Source organism: Mesorhizobium sp. WSM3873, from assembly GCF_001672445.1.
GTDB lineage: Bacteria > Pseudomonadota > Alphaproteobacteria > Rhizobiales > Rhizobiaceae > Mesorhizobium.
This window is the reverse complement of record NZ_LYTM01000004.1, coordinates 21532-39163: the sequence shown is the minus strand read 5'-3', so window position 1 is coordinate 39163 and position 17632 is coordinate 21532. Positions and strand designations below refer to the sequence as shown.

At 64.9% G+C, this 17632-nt stretch carries 4 protein-coding genes; 1 reads left to right on the top strand and 3 read right to left on the bottom strand.

The features are described 5' to 3' along the window. Positions 1-76: 76 nt before the first annotated feature. The 3 genes from A9K71_RS03795 to A9K71_RS03785 all read right to left on the bottom strand — a co-directional run bounded on the left by A9K71_RS03795 (position 77) and on the right by A9K71_RS03785 (position 11856). Entirely contained in the window at positions 77-1735 is a 1659-nt protein-coding gene (locus A9K71_RS03795) for an ABC transporter substrate-binding protein (RefSeq protein ID WP_066990561.1), read from the bottom strand. A gap of 270 nt (positions 1736-2005) precedes the next feature. Continuing rightward, complete coding sequence (locus A9K71_RS29755) at positions 2006-9928, bottom strand: translocation/assembly module TamB domain-containing protein (protein ID WP_082980327.1); 7923 nt, start codon at positions 9926-9928, stop codon at positions 2006-2008. Further along, positions 9928-11856 (bottom strand): autotransporter assembly complex family protein, encoded by a 1929-nt coding sequence (locus A9K71_RS03785; RefSeq protein WP_066990558.1) that lies wholly within the window; start codon positions 11854-11856, stop codon positions 9928-9930. The genes A9K71_RS29755 and A9K71_RS03785 overlap by 1 nt, the downstream gene beginning before the upstream one ends. A gap of 278 nt (positions 11857-12134) precedes the next feature. On the opposite strand from A9K71_RS03785, the gene A9K71_RS03780 reads away from it, so the two are divergent. After that, the gene (locus tag A9K71_RS03780; RefSeq protein ID WP_066990555.1) at positions 12135-17615 is read left to right on the top strand and encodes an alpha-2-macroglobulin family protein; all 5481 of its coding nucleotides are present in this window, start codon (positions 12135-12137) and stop codon (positions 17613-17615) included. Positions 17616-17632: the final 17 nt, after the last annotated feature.

The window sequence follows — 17632 nt, the reverse complement described above, 5'->3', positions numbered from 1 at the left end:
ACCGTTGCACAATACGCAACGGCGACGAAGCTGCAAATACGTGGGGCTGACGCCCCTCATATTTATCGCAAAAGGATCACGCCTGTTCGAGCCAGACCTTGCCGAAGTCGTGCTCATAGGTCGGGTGCATCGAGTGGTTCTTCACCTCGGGCTTGATGTTGATGTAGAGCTTGCGCCAGTAAGGCTGGATGATGATGCCGGAATCCTGCAGGGTTTGCTCGATGTCCTTCATCACAACCTTGCGCTTCTCCGCATCGGCGATGCCGAGCGCCTCGTTGACCTTCTTGTCGAAGTCGGGATTGGCGTAGGCCGTCTCGTTCCACGCTTCGCCGGAGCGATAGGCGATGGAGATGACCTGGATGCCCAGCGGGCGCATGTTCCAGTTGGTTTGCGAGAAGGGATACTTCGTCCAGTCGTTCCAGAAGGTCGAGCTCGGCAGCACGGTGCGCTTCACCTTGATGCCCGCTTCGCGCAGCTGGGCCGCGATCGCGTCCGTGGTGTTCTTGTGATAGTCTTCGTCGTTGCTGATCAGTTCGTGCTCGAAATCGATCACGCCGGCTTCCGTCAGCATCTGCTTGGCCTTGGCGATGTCGCGCTTGACCTCGGGCAGCTTGACATATTCCGGATGGATCGGCGCGACATGGTGGTTTTCAGCCGGGGTGCCGGCATTGCCGTAGCCGAGCTGCAGCACCGTGGCGTTGTCGACCGCAAGCAACATCGCCTGACGAACCTTCTGGTTGTCATAGGGCTTGTGGGTGATGTTGAAGCGCGACACCACGGTGGCCGCCGTGACGACCTCCGAAACCGGCGCGCCGACATCAGCGATGATCTTGATGTAGTCGGCGGTCGTTTCGTGGTTGGTCTGGACTTCGCCGGATTCGAAAGCCGAAACCGTCGCCGCCGGATCGGTGCCGTAATCGATGAACTCGACACCATCGAGGAAAGCTTCGCCCTGCCACCACTTGCCGGTCTCGCGGCGCTTGTAGACCACCTTCTGGCCGACATCGTAGGAGACAAGCTCGAACGGGCCGGTGCCGATCGGGCAATTCTTGAAGTTGGCGCCCTTCTCATCGAAGGTCTTGTGCACGACCAGTGCCGGGTAATCGCACATGTTCGGGATGATCGCGATGTCGGGCTTGCTCAGCTTGAGCTTGACCGTCATGTCGTCGACCTTGACCACGGAGCCTTCGCGCAGCTTCTTGGTGCCGTCGTCGACCAGGCTGCCGAGGCGGCCAGGCATCGAGTTGCCTTCCGCTGCCTTGTCGGCCCAGCGGGTGAAATTGTAGATCACGTCGTCGGCGGTGAACTTGTCGCCGTTATTCCATTCGACGCCTGGCCGCACATGCAGCGTGTATTCAGTGGCGTCGTCGTTGATGTCCCAGCTTGCCAGCAGGTAAGGCGCGAAGGTGTACTCCTTCGTGTACTTCACCAGCGGCTCGAGCGCCTGGCGCTCGGCGTTCGCAATTTCCGACCAGTCGGCGGTGCGTGGATCCTTGGGATCCTTGATCGACATGGCGACCTTCAGCACGCCGCCCTTCTTGCCCTGCACGTCCTCGGCCTTGGCCGGCGTCGGCACGGCGAGACCGAGCATGCCGTAAGCCATTGCCGTCGATGCACCGAAAACGCTGGCCAAAGCCAGGAATTCACGGCGGTCCACCGTGCCCGACTTGGCCGCTTCGGCCATCGCCAGGATGTGGTCCGGAACGCGGTCACCGTTACTTTTGTAGATTGCCATGACTGACTCCCATTGTTTGGCTTTCTGCCTTTTAACATTCCGCATCCAGGCCGTGATGTCAAAAGCCGGTTTGGAATTGGAACATGGTGGGGAATGTGCAACTTTGGAATGGGCCCGGTTGGCGTGATAGCGACAGCCTTGACGCAAATTTGTTAGTCCACAGCACATTTCCAAAAATTAACAGGGCAATCAAATCAAGACATTGTCGGCGGACAGGGCGTCGCGGGCGCGCCAAAAGTCCGCTTCAGCCCGCCGGGGCGGGCAACACCGTCAATATTCGCGTTCGTAGAAGACGCCGCCCTTGGCTTCGCCCGCGTCGTTGGCCTCGCCGCGCAGCTTCACGCCCCTCCCGACGTTGAGATCGATCGTCGCCTTGCCGGAGCCCGGTTTGTCGCCCTTCTGGATTGTCACATAGGTACGGTCGTTGAGGTACTTGCCGGCCGAAACCGCGGTGCCGCCCTTCTCGTCGGTCGTCACGTCGAGATCGTCGATGCCGATCGCGCTGCGTAGATTGTCCAGCAGCGAGGTCGTGCCGCCGGCGCCGGCCAATTGCGCGGCCGCGTCGGCAAGCTGGGCGATCTGCAGCGGCGAGAGATTGGACATCGAGCGGCCGAAGATCAGTTGCGCCAGAACCTCGTCCTCTGGCAGCGCCGGTGCGGAGGAGAAGTTGAACTTCGGGTTGGTCGCCTCGCCCGAAACGACGATGGTGACGGTGGCGCTGCTGGTCGTCGTGGTCGCGGTCAGGTTGAGGTAAGGCACAAGCGAACCCTGGAACCCGACCGTGCCCTCGGTGAAGGTCAGCCGCTTGGCAAGGATCGTCAGCCGGCCGCGCTGCAAGGTGAAGGTTCCGACGGCCTGCGGCGAGGATGCCGGGCCGGTCAGCTTCAGCGAGCCGCCTAGCTCGGCGTCGACGCCCCTGCCCTGGATGAAGATCTGATTCGGTGCGTTGACCGTCACGTCGAGGACAAGGCCACTGCCGCTGCTGCCGCCGCTGCTGGATGTCGGCGGGTTCAGCGCCCTGTCCTGCGCGCGCACCGCGCGCGGCGGGTTCTTATGCTTCACATCCAACTCCGAGAGCGAACCGGGCAGTTTGTCCGGCACGGTGATGACCGTCCTCGCCAGATTGATGGTGCCGGCGATCACCGGCGCCGACACGAGCGGGCCTTTGATGGTCAGGTCGCCGCCGAGATTGGCGGTCACCACCCTGCCGTCGGTGTAGCGAGCGTCGGTGAGTTTTATCGACAGGTCGGCCGGAAAACCTTGCGCCGGCGTGATGCCGACGGTGCCGCTCGCCGAAAGGTTGCCGCGCGTCGACAACGTGCCCGTCAGGCGATTGATCCTGGCGACGCCGCCGCCGATCGACACGTCGGCCCCGATGTCGTTGACCGCCAGCCCGGAGCGCGCGTCGATGAGACGGGCGCCCGACGTCGTGACTTTGCCGCTGATCACCGGCGCGGATACAGGACCGCGCACCTGCACGTCGACATTGGCGGTTCCGTTGAGCGCCAGGCCTTGCACGGCGAGTTTCGAGGCAAGGAAGGAAAACGGCACCTTGCCTTTGAAATCGAGCGTCAGGGTCGGCCCGCCTGCCGTCGTCACCGTGCCGCCGCCCTTGAGACCAAGGCCGGCGCCGTCGCTGATGTTGGCGTCGAAGGCAAGCTTGCTGCCGGCAAAGGTTCCCGACGAGGATACGTTCATGCCGCCGAGGCCTGCGCCCCGCGTCTGCGAAGTCTGCACGCCCGAAGCATCGACATTGAAGGCGACCGTCGGAGTGGCCGGCGCGCCGGAGACCTTGACCGTGCCCGAGATCGAGCCTGCCGCATCGAGGCCAGGCGAGAAACTGTTTGCGAGCGAGACCGGCACCCGGGCCAGATTGGCGTTGATGTCGAGCGTCTGCGTGACCTTGCCCGTCACCGTCGCCGTGCCGCCGCCGAGATTGAGCACCAGCCGGTCGAGCGTCGTCGCGCCGTTGGCGATGGTCACGATCGAGGCCTGCGCGATCGCCGCCTTGATGCCTTGCACCGTCGCTTGGCCCGACGCGAGCTCGACGGTCGTCGTGCCGTTCGCCACTTTCACCCGGCCGGCCGCTTTCGCCGGAATGTTCTTCACGGTGGCGCCGCCGGAAAAGGCGGTCCAGTCGCCATCGCGCTTCAGGTCGACATCGATGCCGGTAACGGCAGTGCCGCCGGAGGTCACGCTGTCGGCGCGGATCTTGCCGGAGATGACAGGTGCTGCGAGGTAATTGGCGATCTGGGCGTCGACGGCGACTTTTTTGGCCGAGAGGTCGCCGCGCCTGATCGCCGCCGTCGTTGCCTTGACGGCGACGTTCGGTGCGTTGCCGGCCTTCGAGAAGGCGATCGCGCCGCGGACGTCGCCTTCCGCCTTTTCTAGCGCAAGCGCCGCCAGCGGCCCTATGTCAGGAAGATCGAGCGACACGGTGCCCACCGGCACGAACGCTTGGTCAAGCGCGAGGTCGCCCGAGATCTTGTTCGGTCCCAGCGACAGCAGAAGCCCGTTGATCGCGCTCTTGCCATTGGCGGTGGCAAGCACCGCATTGGCCTGCAGCGGCTGTCCGGCGACATTGCCGGTCAGTTGCACATCGGCCGCCGGATTGGCGGCATCGGCCTTGCCTGTCGCGGTGAGTTTCAATCCGGTGATCTCGCGCGCTGCCACGGACAGCCTGTCGCTGTTCACCGTCAGCGCAAGGTCGGGCGCCATGATCGGACCTTGCGCATTCAGGCCAAAAGCGATGGCGCCCTTGGCGTCTTTCGACAGCAGCGAAACGTCGCTCAACGCCCCCCTGATGTCGGCGGCAAGCTTGTTGTCGGCAAGGCTCGCCTGCCCGTCGGCGCTCAGCGCGCCCGAGTTGAGCTTCAAGCCGGAGACATTGACGTTGCCGTTGGCGTCGCGTTTCAGCGCGGCGCTCAATTGCGCGCTCTCGCCCAACATGCCGCGCACCGCCGCCGGCAAGGCGGAAGAAGCGACATTGGCGTTCACATTGAGGTCGACGGCGCCGTCGCGCAGCGACATGCGGCCGGCGACCTGGCTGTTGAGCGCATCGCTCTTGAGCGAGCCGCTGTTGACGGCAACGGCGTCGCTCGTCAAACGGCCATTGACCTCGGCCGTGACCTTGCCGGCAACCAACGGCGCGATCATCGGATTGTCCAGGCCGATCCTGTCGATCGACACCGTCCCGGAGACCGGGCCTGCTCTGCCCTTGAGATCGAACGCATCCGAATGCAGCGCAACGGCAAGGCCGTCCACATTCACCTGGCTGGCGGCAACCGAAGGCAGGATCGCGGAAGCCTCGAGGCGAGCCTGCGTGCTTTGGCCGGCTATTTTTGCCGACAAGGACTGGACCTCGATCTTGACCGGGCTTTCGGCGCTGCCGATCGTCAGCGGCAGGCTGGGCCCGGATGACGTCAGATCGAGCGAAAAATCGCTGACGCCGTTCGGATTTAAGGTGCCGGCGGCGTTGCCGGAAATCTTGTCGCCCGAAAGCGCTGCATGGTCCAGGGCCAGGCCGCTCGCCAGACCGTAGCTGCCGGCGGCATCCAGATTGAGCGGCCCAAGTCCGGCCTGGCGGGTCTGGCTGGTCTCGGCGCCGGCAAGCTTGGCGTCGAACTCGATATCGGGATTGGCCGACGGCCCCGTGAGGTGTGCCGTGCCTTCCAGCGTTCCGGCAGCATCCAGGCCCGGCACGAAATCATTGGCGAGCGCCGCAGGCAGGCTGGCGAAATTGGCCGTCAGGTCGAGGATCTGGCCGGCGCTGCCGGAAATGGTCGCCGAGCCGCCGCCGAGATTGAGCGCAAGCTTCTCGACACTGGCGACGCCGTTGGCGATTGCAAGGCGCGACGGCTCGGCGATCGCCGCCTTGATGCCGCGCAGGGTCGCTTCGCCGGACGCGATCTCGACGCTGGTCTTGCCGTCGGCGATCTTCACGCGCCCGGTCGCGGTGGCCGGAATGCCGGATGCCGTCGCCCCGCCGGAAAAATTGGTCCAGTCGCCGTCGCGCCTCAGGTCGATGCCGATACCGCTGACCACTGTCTTGCCGGAAGTGACGCTGTCGGCCTTGATCGTGCCCGATATTGCCGGTCCCTTGAGATAATTGGCGATCAGCGCGTTGACGGTGATCGCCTTCGCCGCCACTTCGCCGCGCGCGATCGATGTGCTGGCCGCATTGATGGTGAGGTTCGGAGCCGCGCCATCCTTGGCGAAGGCGATCGTGCCGTTGATATCGCCGGTCGCCGTCTGGCCACCCAGCGCCGCCAGCGGGCCGACATCGGGGACGGCCAGCGTCAGCGTGCCAACCGGGAGGAATTGATCGTCGAGCGCGAGGTCGCCCGAGATCTTGTTCGGTCCCAGCGACAGCAGAAGCCCGTTGATCGCGCTCTTGCCATTGGCGGTGGCAAGCACCGCATTGGCCTGCAGCGGCTGTCCGGCGACATTGCCGGTCAGTTGCACATCGGCCGCCGGATTGGCGGCATCGGCCTTGCCTGTCGCGGTGAGTTTCAATCCGGTGATCTCGCGCGCTGCCACGGACAGCCTGTCGCTGTTCACCGTCAGCGCAAGGTCGGGCGCCATGATCGGACCTTGCGCATTCAGGCCAAAAGCGATGGCGCCCTTGGCGTCTTTCGACAGCAGCGAAACGTCGCTCAACGCCCCCCTGATGTCGGCGGCAAGCTTGTTGTCGGCAAGGCTCGCCTGCCCGTCGGCGCTCAGCGCGCCCGAGTTGAGCTTCAAGCCGGAGACATTGACGTTGCCGTTGGCGTCGCGTTTCAGCGCGGCGCTCAATTGCGCGCTCTCGCCCAACATGCCGCGCACCGCCGCCGGCAAGGCGGAAGAAGCGACATTGGCGTTCACATTGAGGTCGACGGCGCCGTCGCGCAGCGACATGCGGCCGGCGACCTGGCTGTTGAGCGCATCGCTCTTGAGCGAGCCGCTGTTGACGGCAACGGCGTCGCTCGTCAAACGGCCATTGACCTCGGCCGTGACCTTGCCGGCAACCAACGGCGCGATCATCGGATTGTCCAGGCCGATCCTGTCGATCGACACCGTCCCGGAGACCGGGCCTGCTCTGCCCTTGAGATCGAACGCATCCGAATGCAGCGCAACGGCAAGGCCGTCCACATTCACCTGGCTGGCGGCAACCGAAGGCAGGATCGCGGAAGCCTCGAGGCGAGCCTGCGTGCTTTGGCCGGCTATTTTTGCCGACAAGGACTGGACCTCGATCTTGACCGGGCTTTCGGCGCTGCCGATCGTCAGCGGCAGGCTGGGCCCGGATGACGTCAGATCGAGCGAAAAATCGCTGACGCCGTTCGGATTCAAGGTGCCGGCGGCGTTGCCGGAAATCTTGTCGCCCGCAAGCGCTGCATGGTCCAGGGCCAGGCCGCTCGCCAGACCGTAGCTGCCGGCGGCATCCAGATTGAGCGGCCCAAGTCCGGCCTGGCGGGTCTGGCTGGTCTCGGCGCCGGCAAGCTTGGCGTCGAACTCGATATCGGGATTGGCCGACGGCCCCGTGAGGTGTGCCGTGCCTTCCAGCGTTCCGGCAGCATCCAGGCCCGGCACGAAATCATTGGCGAGCGCCGCAGGCAGGCTGGCGAAATTGGCCGTCAGGTCGAGGATCTGGCCGGCGCTGCCGGAAATGGTCGCCGAGCCGCCGCCGAGATTGAGCGCAAGCTTCTCGACACTGGCGACGCCGTTGGCGATTGCAAGGCGCGACGGCTCGGCGATCGCCGCCTTGATGCCGCGCAGGGTCGCTTCGCCGGACGCGATCTCGACGCTGGTCTTGCCGTCGGCGATCTTCACGCGCCCGGTCGCGGTGGCCGGAATGCCGGATGCCGTCGCGCCGCCGGAAAAATTGGTCCAGTCGCCGTCGCGCTTCAGGTCGATGCCGATACCGCTGACCACCGTCTTGCCGGAAGTGACGCTGTCGGCCTTGATCGTGCCCGATATTGCCGGTCCCTTGAGATAATTGGCGATCAGCGCGTTGACGGTGATCGCTTTCGCCGCCAGTTCGCCGCGCGCGATCGATGTGCTGGCCGCATTGATGGTGAGGTTCGGAGCCGCGCCATCCTTGGCGAAAGCGATCGTGCCGTTGATATCGCCGGTCGCCGTCTGGCCGCCAAGCGCCGCCAGCGGACCGACATCGGGAACGGCCAGCGTCAGCGTGCCGAGCGGCAGGAACGCTTCGTCAAGCGCGAGGTCGCCCGAAACCTTGTTGTCGCCGAGTGCAAGGCTGAGCCCCCTGATCGCGCGCTTGCCGGCGGCGGTCACCAACGACGCCTCGATGTCGAGCGGCTGTTCCTCGACGCTGCCCGTCAGCGAGATATCGGCCGAGGGGTTGGCGATGTCCGCCTTGCCCTTCGCCGAGAGCTTGATGTCCTTCACCGTGCGGCCGGCCGCCGTCAGGCTCGCGCTGTCGGCCGACACCGAGAAATCCGGCGCCCAGCGCGGACCGCTGGCGGTCAGCGCGAAATTGACCCCGCCGGCAAGCGGCGTGCCCGCCAGCGACGACAGCGCCGATACATCGCCCAGCGTTCCCTTTACGTTTGCCTGGATGTCCGAGCCTTGCGCGCTGGCCGTGCCGCTGGCGCTGAGCGAGCCCGAGGTGAGCTCCAGCTCGTTGGCCGCGAAAGCGCCTTCCGGATCCCGGGTCGCGGTAGCCGAGAATTTCACCCGGTCGCCAAGCAGCGAGCTGATCTGCGGCGGCAGCGCCTTCGATACGGCGTCGGCGTTCATTTTCAGCGTCATCGACAGATCGGCGAGCGAGACGCCGGCGGTCAGCGCGGCATTGAGCGCATCGCTGCGCAACGTGCCCTGGTCGACGGTTACGGTGTCTCGGCTGATCGAACCGGCGAGATCGGCGGCTAGCTTGCCCGTCACCAGCGGCGCCAGGGTCGCCACGTCGGTCTTCAGACCGGCGGCCGCGAGCTTGACATTGACCGGCCCGGTGCGGGTCGCGACGTCGAAGCCGTCGGAATGGACCTGTCCCGTCACATTGTTGAGCTGCGTGCCGCCGACGGCGATCGAGGCCAACGAGGTGCCGATGTCGACTATCGCCGCCTTGCCGTCGCCAAAGGCGCGTGCGGTCGCCTTCTCGACCGCGACCAGGATCGGCACCGCGCTGGTGCCGACGTCGATGGTGACGGGCTTGTCCTTGGCGGAGAGCTCGACGGCAAGATCGCTGGCGCCCGTCGGGTCGACATTGCCGGTGGCCGTGCCATGCACGGCGCCGCTCTCTACAATTGCGCGCTCGATATCGATCCCGCCTGTCGTGGTCGCCGTCCCGGCCACGTCGAAGTTCGTCTTGCCGGCAAACAGCGACTTGAACTTCTCGGGCAGGAAGCGCTCGAATTCGCCGTCGCCTTTGGCCTCGATATAGTGGCCCTTGTCGCTCAACTGATGGCGGCCGGTGAGCTGGGCGACGATCTGACGGTCGACGACGAAGGTGCCGATGCCGTTCCAATTGGCGAGCGGCCCCGTGCCGGAGACGACGATATCGACGGGCGGCGCATCGGGGAGCTTGAGCAAATTGGCGATGATGCCGCCGGCCGGCTCTGATGCCTTGAGATCGAGGTCGAGCTTGTTGTCGGCCGGCGCGAAACGGACCTTGGCGTCGACATTGCCCTGCTTGCCGTCGCGGCGGGCGACTTTGAGCACCGTGTCGATCGCCAGCGGCGATGGATCGGCCTTGAGCGAACCCTTGGCGGCAAGTTCGGCAATGCCGCTGCCGGCGAGCTCTTGCCCGAGCGCGATCTCCGGCAGCTCGATCTCTTTGACGTCGATCGAGACCGGCAGACTGTTCGATGCGCCTTGCGACGGCTGTTGGCCGGCTTGTGGCAGCCGCGCCAACTCGATCCGCTCGGCTTCGATGCGATCGGCGTTGAAGTTGCGCGACAAAAGCGCCGTCGGTGACCAGTCGAGCGCCACCTTGCGCGCCACCAGCCAGGGCCCCGTGCGATCCTCCAGCACGACATGATCGAGCCTGAGCTGACCGGACCAGATGCCTTCGATACCGCTGACGGTGATCTTGCGGTCCTCGGTCGAGGCCAGCTTCGAGATCAGACCGGCGAGATTCTGACGGCCGCCTTCGGTGCCGGTCAGCACGCCGAGCGCGCCGATCGCCACCACCAGCAGCAGGAGCAGCGTGTAAAGGCAGATACGAAGGATGCGCCAGAATATCCTCATCATCAGAACGCCTGACCGATGCCGGCATAGAGGCCGAAATGCGGATCGCCCGGATCGCGGTTGAGCGGCACGGCGGCGTCGATGCGCAGCGGCCCGAATGGCGTAAGATAGCGCAGACCGACGCCGGCGCCGACCTTGACGTCGGAGAAATCGGGGAAGGATTTGGTCGAGACCGTGCCGGCATCGACGAACGGAACGATGCCGATCGTGTCGGTGACGGCCATGCGCATCTCGACCGAGGTCTCGAACAGGGACAGGCCGCCGATCGGCTGGCCGTCGATGTCCTTCGGGCCGATACCTTGATAGGCATAGCCGCGCACCGAGCCGCCGCCGCCGGAATAGAAGCGCCTGTCGGCCGGAACATTCTGCAGCCCCGTGCCAACGATCGAGCCGAGCGTGGCCCGTTCGGCGAGGATGAATTTGCTCGCCGTATCGAGCGACTGGTAAGCCGAGCCTTCGCCCTTCAGCTTGAGGAACGTCGCGCCGTTCAAAATGTCGTAGCTCGGCTCGGCATAGGCGAGCGCCCGGAAACCCCTGGTCGGGTTGAGCTTGTTGTCGCGGCTGTCATAGACATATTGCAGCGGAATGCTGGCGATCAGATAGGTGTGCTTGCCGAAGGCGTCGGTGATCCTCGAGTAGTCGAGGTCGAATTCAGCCGAGACCCGCTGCCTCTTGTCGAGGTCGTAGGAGACTCCAACGTCGCCCTTGACCGAGAAATGGTCATAGGCGTCGGGGTGCTCCAACACGGTCTTGACGCCGGTGAAGAACTTCGATGTCGGCCCGAGCACCCCCGGCTTCTCGAACATGATGCCGGCATTGTAGTTGAGCGCGGAAATGCTGTTGCTGCCGATGCCGCTGATGGAGCCGTCGATGCGCAGCTTCTCTGCCTGGCCGAACAGGTTGCGGTGGCCCCAATAGCCTTCGAGCCCCAGTCCTTCCGTGTTCGAAAACGTGCCGCCGACGCCGAAAAAGCGCGGCTTGCGCTCGCTCACCTGGACGTCGATCGGAATGTTACCTTGGGCGTCGAGGCTCTCGCCCTCCTTGATGGTCACGCTGTTGAAGACTTCGAGCCCGAGCAGCCGATCGCGGGCATCGTCAATCTCTTGCGGCGAATATTGCTGGCCCCGCTTTAGGTCGGTCATGTATTCGGTGAAGTCGCGATCGACCTTTTCGGTGCCCTCGACGGTGGTGTCGCCATAGCCGGCGACCGGGCCGGCCGCGACCGTCAGTGTCACGTCGAGCGTCGAGGTGTCATGGTCTGCGACGATCTCGCGATCCGTCACCTTGGCTAGCGGCCTGCCCTCCTCCTTGAGCGCTCGCACGATCGCCGCTTCGGCCTTGAGCACGGCACCCGAACTGGCGTCGCCGCCCGCGATCAGGCCGAAATCGGCGCTCGCCAGGCCGGCCGCGTCGCCTTTCAGTCTGATGTCGCCGAGGGTGAATTTCGGCCCGGCGGCAATGCTGACGACCACCGGAATGGGCTGCGGCCCCTTGAATTCGGCGTCCGGCGGCAGTTCGTCGATGGACTTGCCCTCTATGGTGATGGTGACCACGCCCTCGTAGCGGGCGTCGGCATAAAGGGCGGCAACGAGTTGCTCGCGGTCGCTGCGCGCCTTGGCCATCAAGCCGAGCGACCCCGATACCGGATGCTCCTCGTCATTTTTGAGCGCCGAGGCATCTTCCAGCTTCTTGACCAGATCCTTGTCGGCATCGGGAGCGTCAATGGTCACCGAATAGCGCAGCGGATCGACGATGTCGGCATCCTCGTCCTTGGACGAGCCCCAAAGCTTGATGCCGAAAATCTCGAAAGCAGCCGCCGGCCGCGCTTCGCCGGCGAGCATGGCCGCGCAGACGAGCGCCAAAAGCAGGGCGCGCGGAAGCCCGCGCCCTGGCGCGATCCCTCCTGACATCTGCGTTTCATACGCCGGCATTACGCTAACCTAGACGACAAAACTAAAATTGGAATGAAGTTCTGAAACGCTCGTAAAGGGGCCACAATCCAATTGTCTGAAATAGACCGGGCTTGGAATTCACACCTTTTGCGCCTTCGCAAGAAAGCGTGAACCCTTGTCCCATGGAGGTTCTGTCGAAATACCGGCCTGTGGCCGGCATGGAAACCGTTGGCGGGTTGAAAACCTGCCGCGTTCGGCGTTGACAAGCCTATTTGATGCTTGATCATGGCCGGACGCTGCAATGTCGGGAGGGTGATATGGCAATGCGCGCGGCTCGTGGTCTCTCTTTCCTCGTTCTTCTGTTCTTTGCCTTGAGCGGGGCCGCGCAAGCGGCCGAAGCCCGGCGAATCGTGACGACCGACAACTCCGACTATTTCGGTTTCGACCTCAGGTCCGACCAGAATGTCAGCCTCGACCAATGCAAGACCACGTGCCTCGGCGATCCCGCCTGCCGCGCCTTCACCTACAACACCAAGGCCAAATGGTGCTTTCTCAAATCCGACTACAATCAGCTGAAACCCTTCAGCGGCGCAGTCGCCGGCAAAGTCGCAAACGTCGATGGCGACCCCGATATCGGCGCGCCGCCTCCACTTGCCTTCTTCCCCAACTGGATGGCCGATCAGGCCCAGCAGTTCCGCAACAAGCTGACCGATCCGGCCTATGACAAGCCGACCGAAGGGCTGGCCGCACTTCAAGCCGCGGCCGAGCAGGCAGCGCTGACCGGCGACCATCGCCTGGCCATGCAGAAATACCAGGCGGCGCTGTCTGTCCTGCCCGACGACGGCGCGCTCTGGCTGGCGCTGGCGCGCGAGACGCTCGGCGTGCAGCCGGCTTCCAACACCTCCGAACCCTCTACCCTGCCGGCAAACGTCACCTCGGCGGCCTTCAACGCCTATAAGCTGGTGCGCACGGCAAAGACCCGCGCCGAGGCGCTGGCGCTGCTTGCCGCCGGCCTCGACAAGCGCGACCTTTTCCGGCCGGCCATTCAGGCCTATGAGGCGAGCCTTGCGCTGGTGAACTCGCCAGCCGTGCAGGCCGACTACGCCGACCTCAAGGCACGCAAGGGTTTCCGCGTCATCGACCATTCCGTCGATGCCGATTCCTCTTCGCCGCGCATCTGCGCCCAGTTCTCCGAGGACTTGGTGAAGACCGGCGTCGACTATTCGCAGTTCGTCACCGTCGACAATGCCGCTCCCAAGGCTGTCGAAGCCAAGGACAAGCAGATCTGCGTCGAAGGGCTTGAACATGGCCAGCACTATGACGTGACCTTCCGCGCCGGTCTGCCGGCCGCGATCGGCGAGACGATTGCCGCTCCGGTCGTGCTGTCGATCTATGTCCAGGACCGCGCCCCGTCCGCCCGCTTCACCGGCGACAGCTTCGTGCTGCCGGCCGGCGCCCGCCGCGGCATTCCGGTCGTCACCGTCAACATGAGCGCCGCCAAGATGAAGCTCTACCGCATCGGCGACCGATCGCTGGCGCAGCTTCTGTCCGGCTACCAGTTCCTGCATCAGCTCGACGGCTACGACATTTCCACCATTTCCGACCAGATGGGCGAGCCGGTCTGGGAAGGCACGCTCGACATCGCCAACGACCTCAACAAGGAGGTCACCACCTCCTTCCCGGTCGACGAAGCGATCCCGCAGCGCAAGCCCGGCGTCTATGTGCTGACCGCCCAGCCGGTCGACGACAAGAGCGACGATTATGGTTCGCGCGCCACCCAGTGGTTCGTCGTGTCCGACATCGGTCTGTCCACTTATACCGGCCAGGACGGTCTCAACGTCTTTGCCCGCTCGCTGGGCTCTGCCAAGCCGATTGCCGGCGCCGAACTGACGCTGCTTGCCAAGAACAATGAAATCCTCGGCACGGCGACGTCCGACGCCGAGGGCCATGCCGTTTTCAACCCCGGCCTGACGCGCGGCGAAGGCGGCATGGTGCCGGCGGTGCTGATGGCCAAGCAGGGCGACAACGACTTCGTCTTCCTCGACATGGGCCGCGCCGGTTTCGATCTGTCGGACCGCGGCGTTGCCGGGCGTGCCGCGCCCGGCGCGCTCGACGTCTATGCCTGGACCGAGCGCGGCATCTACCGCGCCGGCGAAGACGTCCATGTCGCCGCCCTTGCGCGCGACGGCGCCGCCAAGGCGGTCGAGAACCTGCCGCTGACCTTCATCTTCACCCGACCCGATGGCGTCGAGAACCGCCGTATCGTCAGCGACGGCGCTTCCGCCGGCGCCCATGCCGTCGATCTGTCGCTCGAGCCTAACGCCATGCGCGGCACCTGGTCGGTGTCGATCTACACCGATCCCAAGCAGGCACCGGTCGCCAGCCATATGTTCCTGGTCGAAGACTTCGTGCCGGATCGCATCGAGTTCGACTTGACGGCCGACAAGAAGGAAATCGCGCAGGGCGAGACAGCCAATGTCAGCGTCGACGGCCGCTTCCTCTATGGCGCGCCGGCCGCCGGCCTCGCGCTCGAAGGCGAGATGACGCTGTCGACCACGGACAGCTGGGATCGGTTCAAGGACTTCACCTTCGGTCTCGCCGACGAGCAGTCGGCCGAACCTTCGGTGACGCCTTTGGCCAACCTTCCCCTCGTCGGCGACGACGGCAAGGCGACCTTCCCGGTCTCGATCGACCAACTGCCCTCCACGACCAAGCTGATCAACGCCAAGGTCACAGTCCGCATGCGCGAAGCCGGCGGCCGTGCCGTCGAGCGCTCGCTCGACATCGCCGTCCAGCCGGAAAAGGAGATGATCGGCATCCGCCCGGATTTCGAAGGCGGCGAGGTGCCGCAAGGCGGAACGGCGAAATTCAGCATCATCGCCGTCGATCCGAACGGCAAACGCGAGGAGCTGAAGGGCGCGCAGTGGTCGCTGGTCAAGGTCGAGCGCAATTACCAGTGGTACCGTTCGAACAATTCCTGGAACTATGAAGCGGTGAACCTCACCAAGGCCGTCGCCAACGGCCAGATCGACCTGAAAGCCGACGGCGAGGCGACCGTGTCGCTTCCTGTCGACTGGGGCCGCTACCGGCTCGAGGTCGAGACGGCCGACCCCGATGGCCCGGCGACCAGCTATGAGTTCGACGCCGGCTGGTACGTCGCCTCGACCACCACCGAAACACCGGACGGCCTGGAGATCGCTCTCGACAAGGACACTTACGCCGCCGGCGAGGTGGCCAAGCTCAAGGTGTCGCCGCATTTTGCCGGCGAACTCCTGGTCACCGTCGGCGCCGAGAAGCTGTTGAAGACCGTCACCGCTTCGGTGCCGACCGGCGGCAGCACCGTCGACATCCCGGTCGGCAACGACTGGGGCGCCGGCGCCTATGTCACGGCGACTTTGTTCCGGCCCGGCGATGCGCAGGAATCGCGCATGCCGGCCCGCGCAATCGGCGTCAAATGGCTGACCGTCGATCCGGGTTCGAAAAAGCTCACTGTTGCGCTTACGCCGCCTGAAAAGACGGCCCCGCGCCAGCAGCTGTCGATCCCGGTCGCCGTCAGCGGCGCGCAAGCCGGCAGCAAGGCCTATGTGATGGTCGCGGCCGTCGATGTCGGCATCCTCAATCTCACCAACTACAAGGCGCCAGATCCGGAGGACTGGTTCTTCGGCCAGCGCATGCTGGGTCTGGAAATCCGCGACCTCTATGGCCGCCTGATCGACGGTTCGCTCGGCACCACCGGCAAATTGCGGACCGGCGGCGACGGCGCCAACATGCAGTCGCAGGGCAGCCCGCCGACCGAGAAGCTGGTCGCCTTCTTCTCCGGCCCGGTCGAGCTCGATGCCAACGGCAAGGCGCGGATCGATTTCGACATCCCGCAGTTCAACGGCACCGTGCGCGTCATGGCCGTCGCCTGGACCAAAGAGGCCGTCGGCCATGCTCAAACCGACGTCATCGTGCGCGATCCGGTGATGATCACCGCCGGCCTGCCGCGCTTCCTGGCGCCTGGCGATGCCGCGACGATGCGTCTCGACATCGCCGACACCGACGGCCCTGCCGGCGACTACAAGCTGTCGGTCACCACGACCGGCGATCTCTCGACCGGCGACAAGCCCCTGCCCGAGAAGCTGACGCTTAGCCAGGGCAAGCGGCAAGCGCTCTCATTTCCGCTGATCGCGCAGACGGCGGGCGACGCTTCGATCACCGTCAAGCTCGCGCATGACGGCGGAACGGAGGTCGAGCAGACGCTCTACCTGCCGGTGCGCCCGGCGCAGCTCCCGGTCACCAACCGCATGGTGGTCGACCTGAAGCCCAATGGCGGAGCCTTGCGCGTCGACAAGGAGCTGCTCGCCGCAAGCGTGCTCGACGGTGCTTCGGTCAGCATCGGCGTCTCGCAGGCAGCCGCCTTCGACGTCCCTTCGCTTTTGATGACGCTCGATCGCTACCCCTATGGCTGCGCCGAACAGACAACCAGCCGCGCCTTGCCGCTGCTCTATGTCAACGACATGGCCAAAAGCATCGGCATGGAGAGCGATCCGGACCTGCATGGGCGCATCCAAGATGCCGTCTACAAGGTGCTGAGCTACCAGGCATCAAGCGGCAGCTTCGGCCTCTGGGGCCCGGGGTCCGGCGATCTCTGGCTCGATGCTTATGTCACGGAGTTCCTGACCCGGGCACGCGAGCAGAAATACGACGTGCCGGCTCAGGCGATGAACCAGGCGCTGAACAACCTGCAGAACTCGCTTGGTTATGACCAGGACGTCCAGGATCGTGGCAGCGAGATCGCCTACGCGCTCTATGTGCTCGCCCGCAACAAGAAGGCCTCGATCGGCGATCTGCGCTACTATTCGGACACGCAGCTCGAGTCCTTCTCCAGCCCGATGGCTGTCGCCCAACTGGCCGCGAGCCTGGCGCTCTATGGCGACACCCAGCGTTCGGAGGCGACTTTCCAGACGGCCTTGCGGCTGGCGCAGGCAAGCACCGAATACGACTATTATCGCTCCGATTATGGCTCGCCCCTGCGTGACGGCGCGGCGATGCTTGCGCTGGCCGCGGAATCGAAGCCGGTGCCGAGCATCGTGCCGCAGCTGATCAGGCTGGTGGCGCGTGAACGCGCCGACGCCCGCTGGACGAGCACGCAGGACGAATCCTGGATGCTCCTTGCGGCAAGGGCGCTGAAGGAAGGCAACAATTCGATCACGCTTTCTGTCAACGGCGCGCCGCATACCGGCGGCTATTCCGATCGGGTTGCCGGCAACGACCTTGTCGACAGCCCGCTCGCCATCGCCAACACCGGCACGACGGCGCTGCAGGCGGTGGTCACCGCGGTGGCCGCACCCGTCGAGCCGCTGCCGGCCGGCGGCGACGGCTTCACCATCGATCGTACCTACTACAGGCTCGACGGCACCGAGGCGAACATCACCGAGGCGAGGCAGAACGAACGCTATGTGGTCGTGCTCAAGGTCTATGAGCAGAACAAATGGCCCTCGCGCCTGCTGATCACCGATCTGTTGCCGGCCGGCTTCGAGATCGACAATCCGAGCCTGGTGTCCAGCGCTCAGTTGTCGAACTTCTCCTGGCTGGCGCAGACCGACGCCGCGCATCTGGAGTTCCGCGACGACCGCTTCGTCGCCGCCTTCAATCCCAACGAAGGGGACGGCGACCGCAACATCACGCTGGCCTATGTCGTGCGCGCCGTGACACCCGGCACCTATGCCCATCCGGCGGCGACGGTGGAGGACATGTACCGGCCGCAATATTCGGCCCGCACCGCCTCCGGCATGATGGAGGTCAAGGCGGAGTAAGTATTCCGACGCTGGCG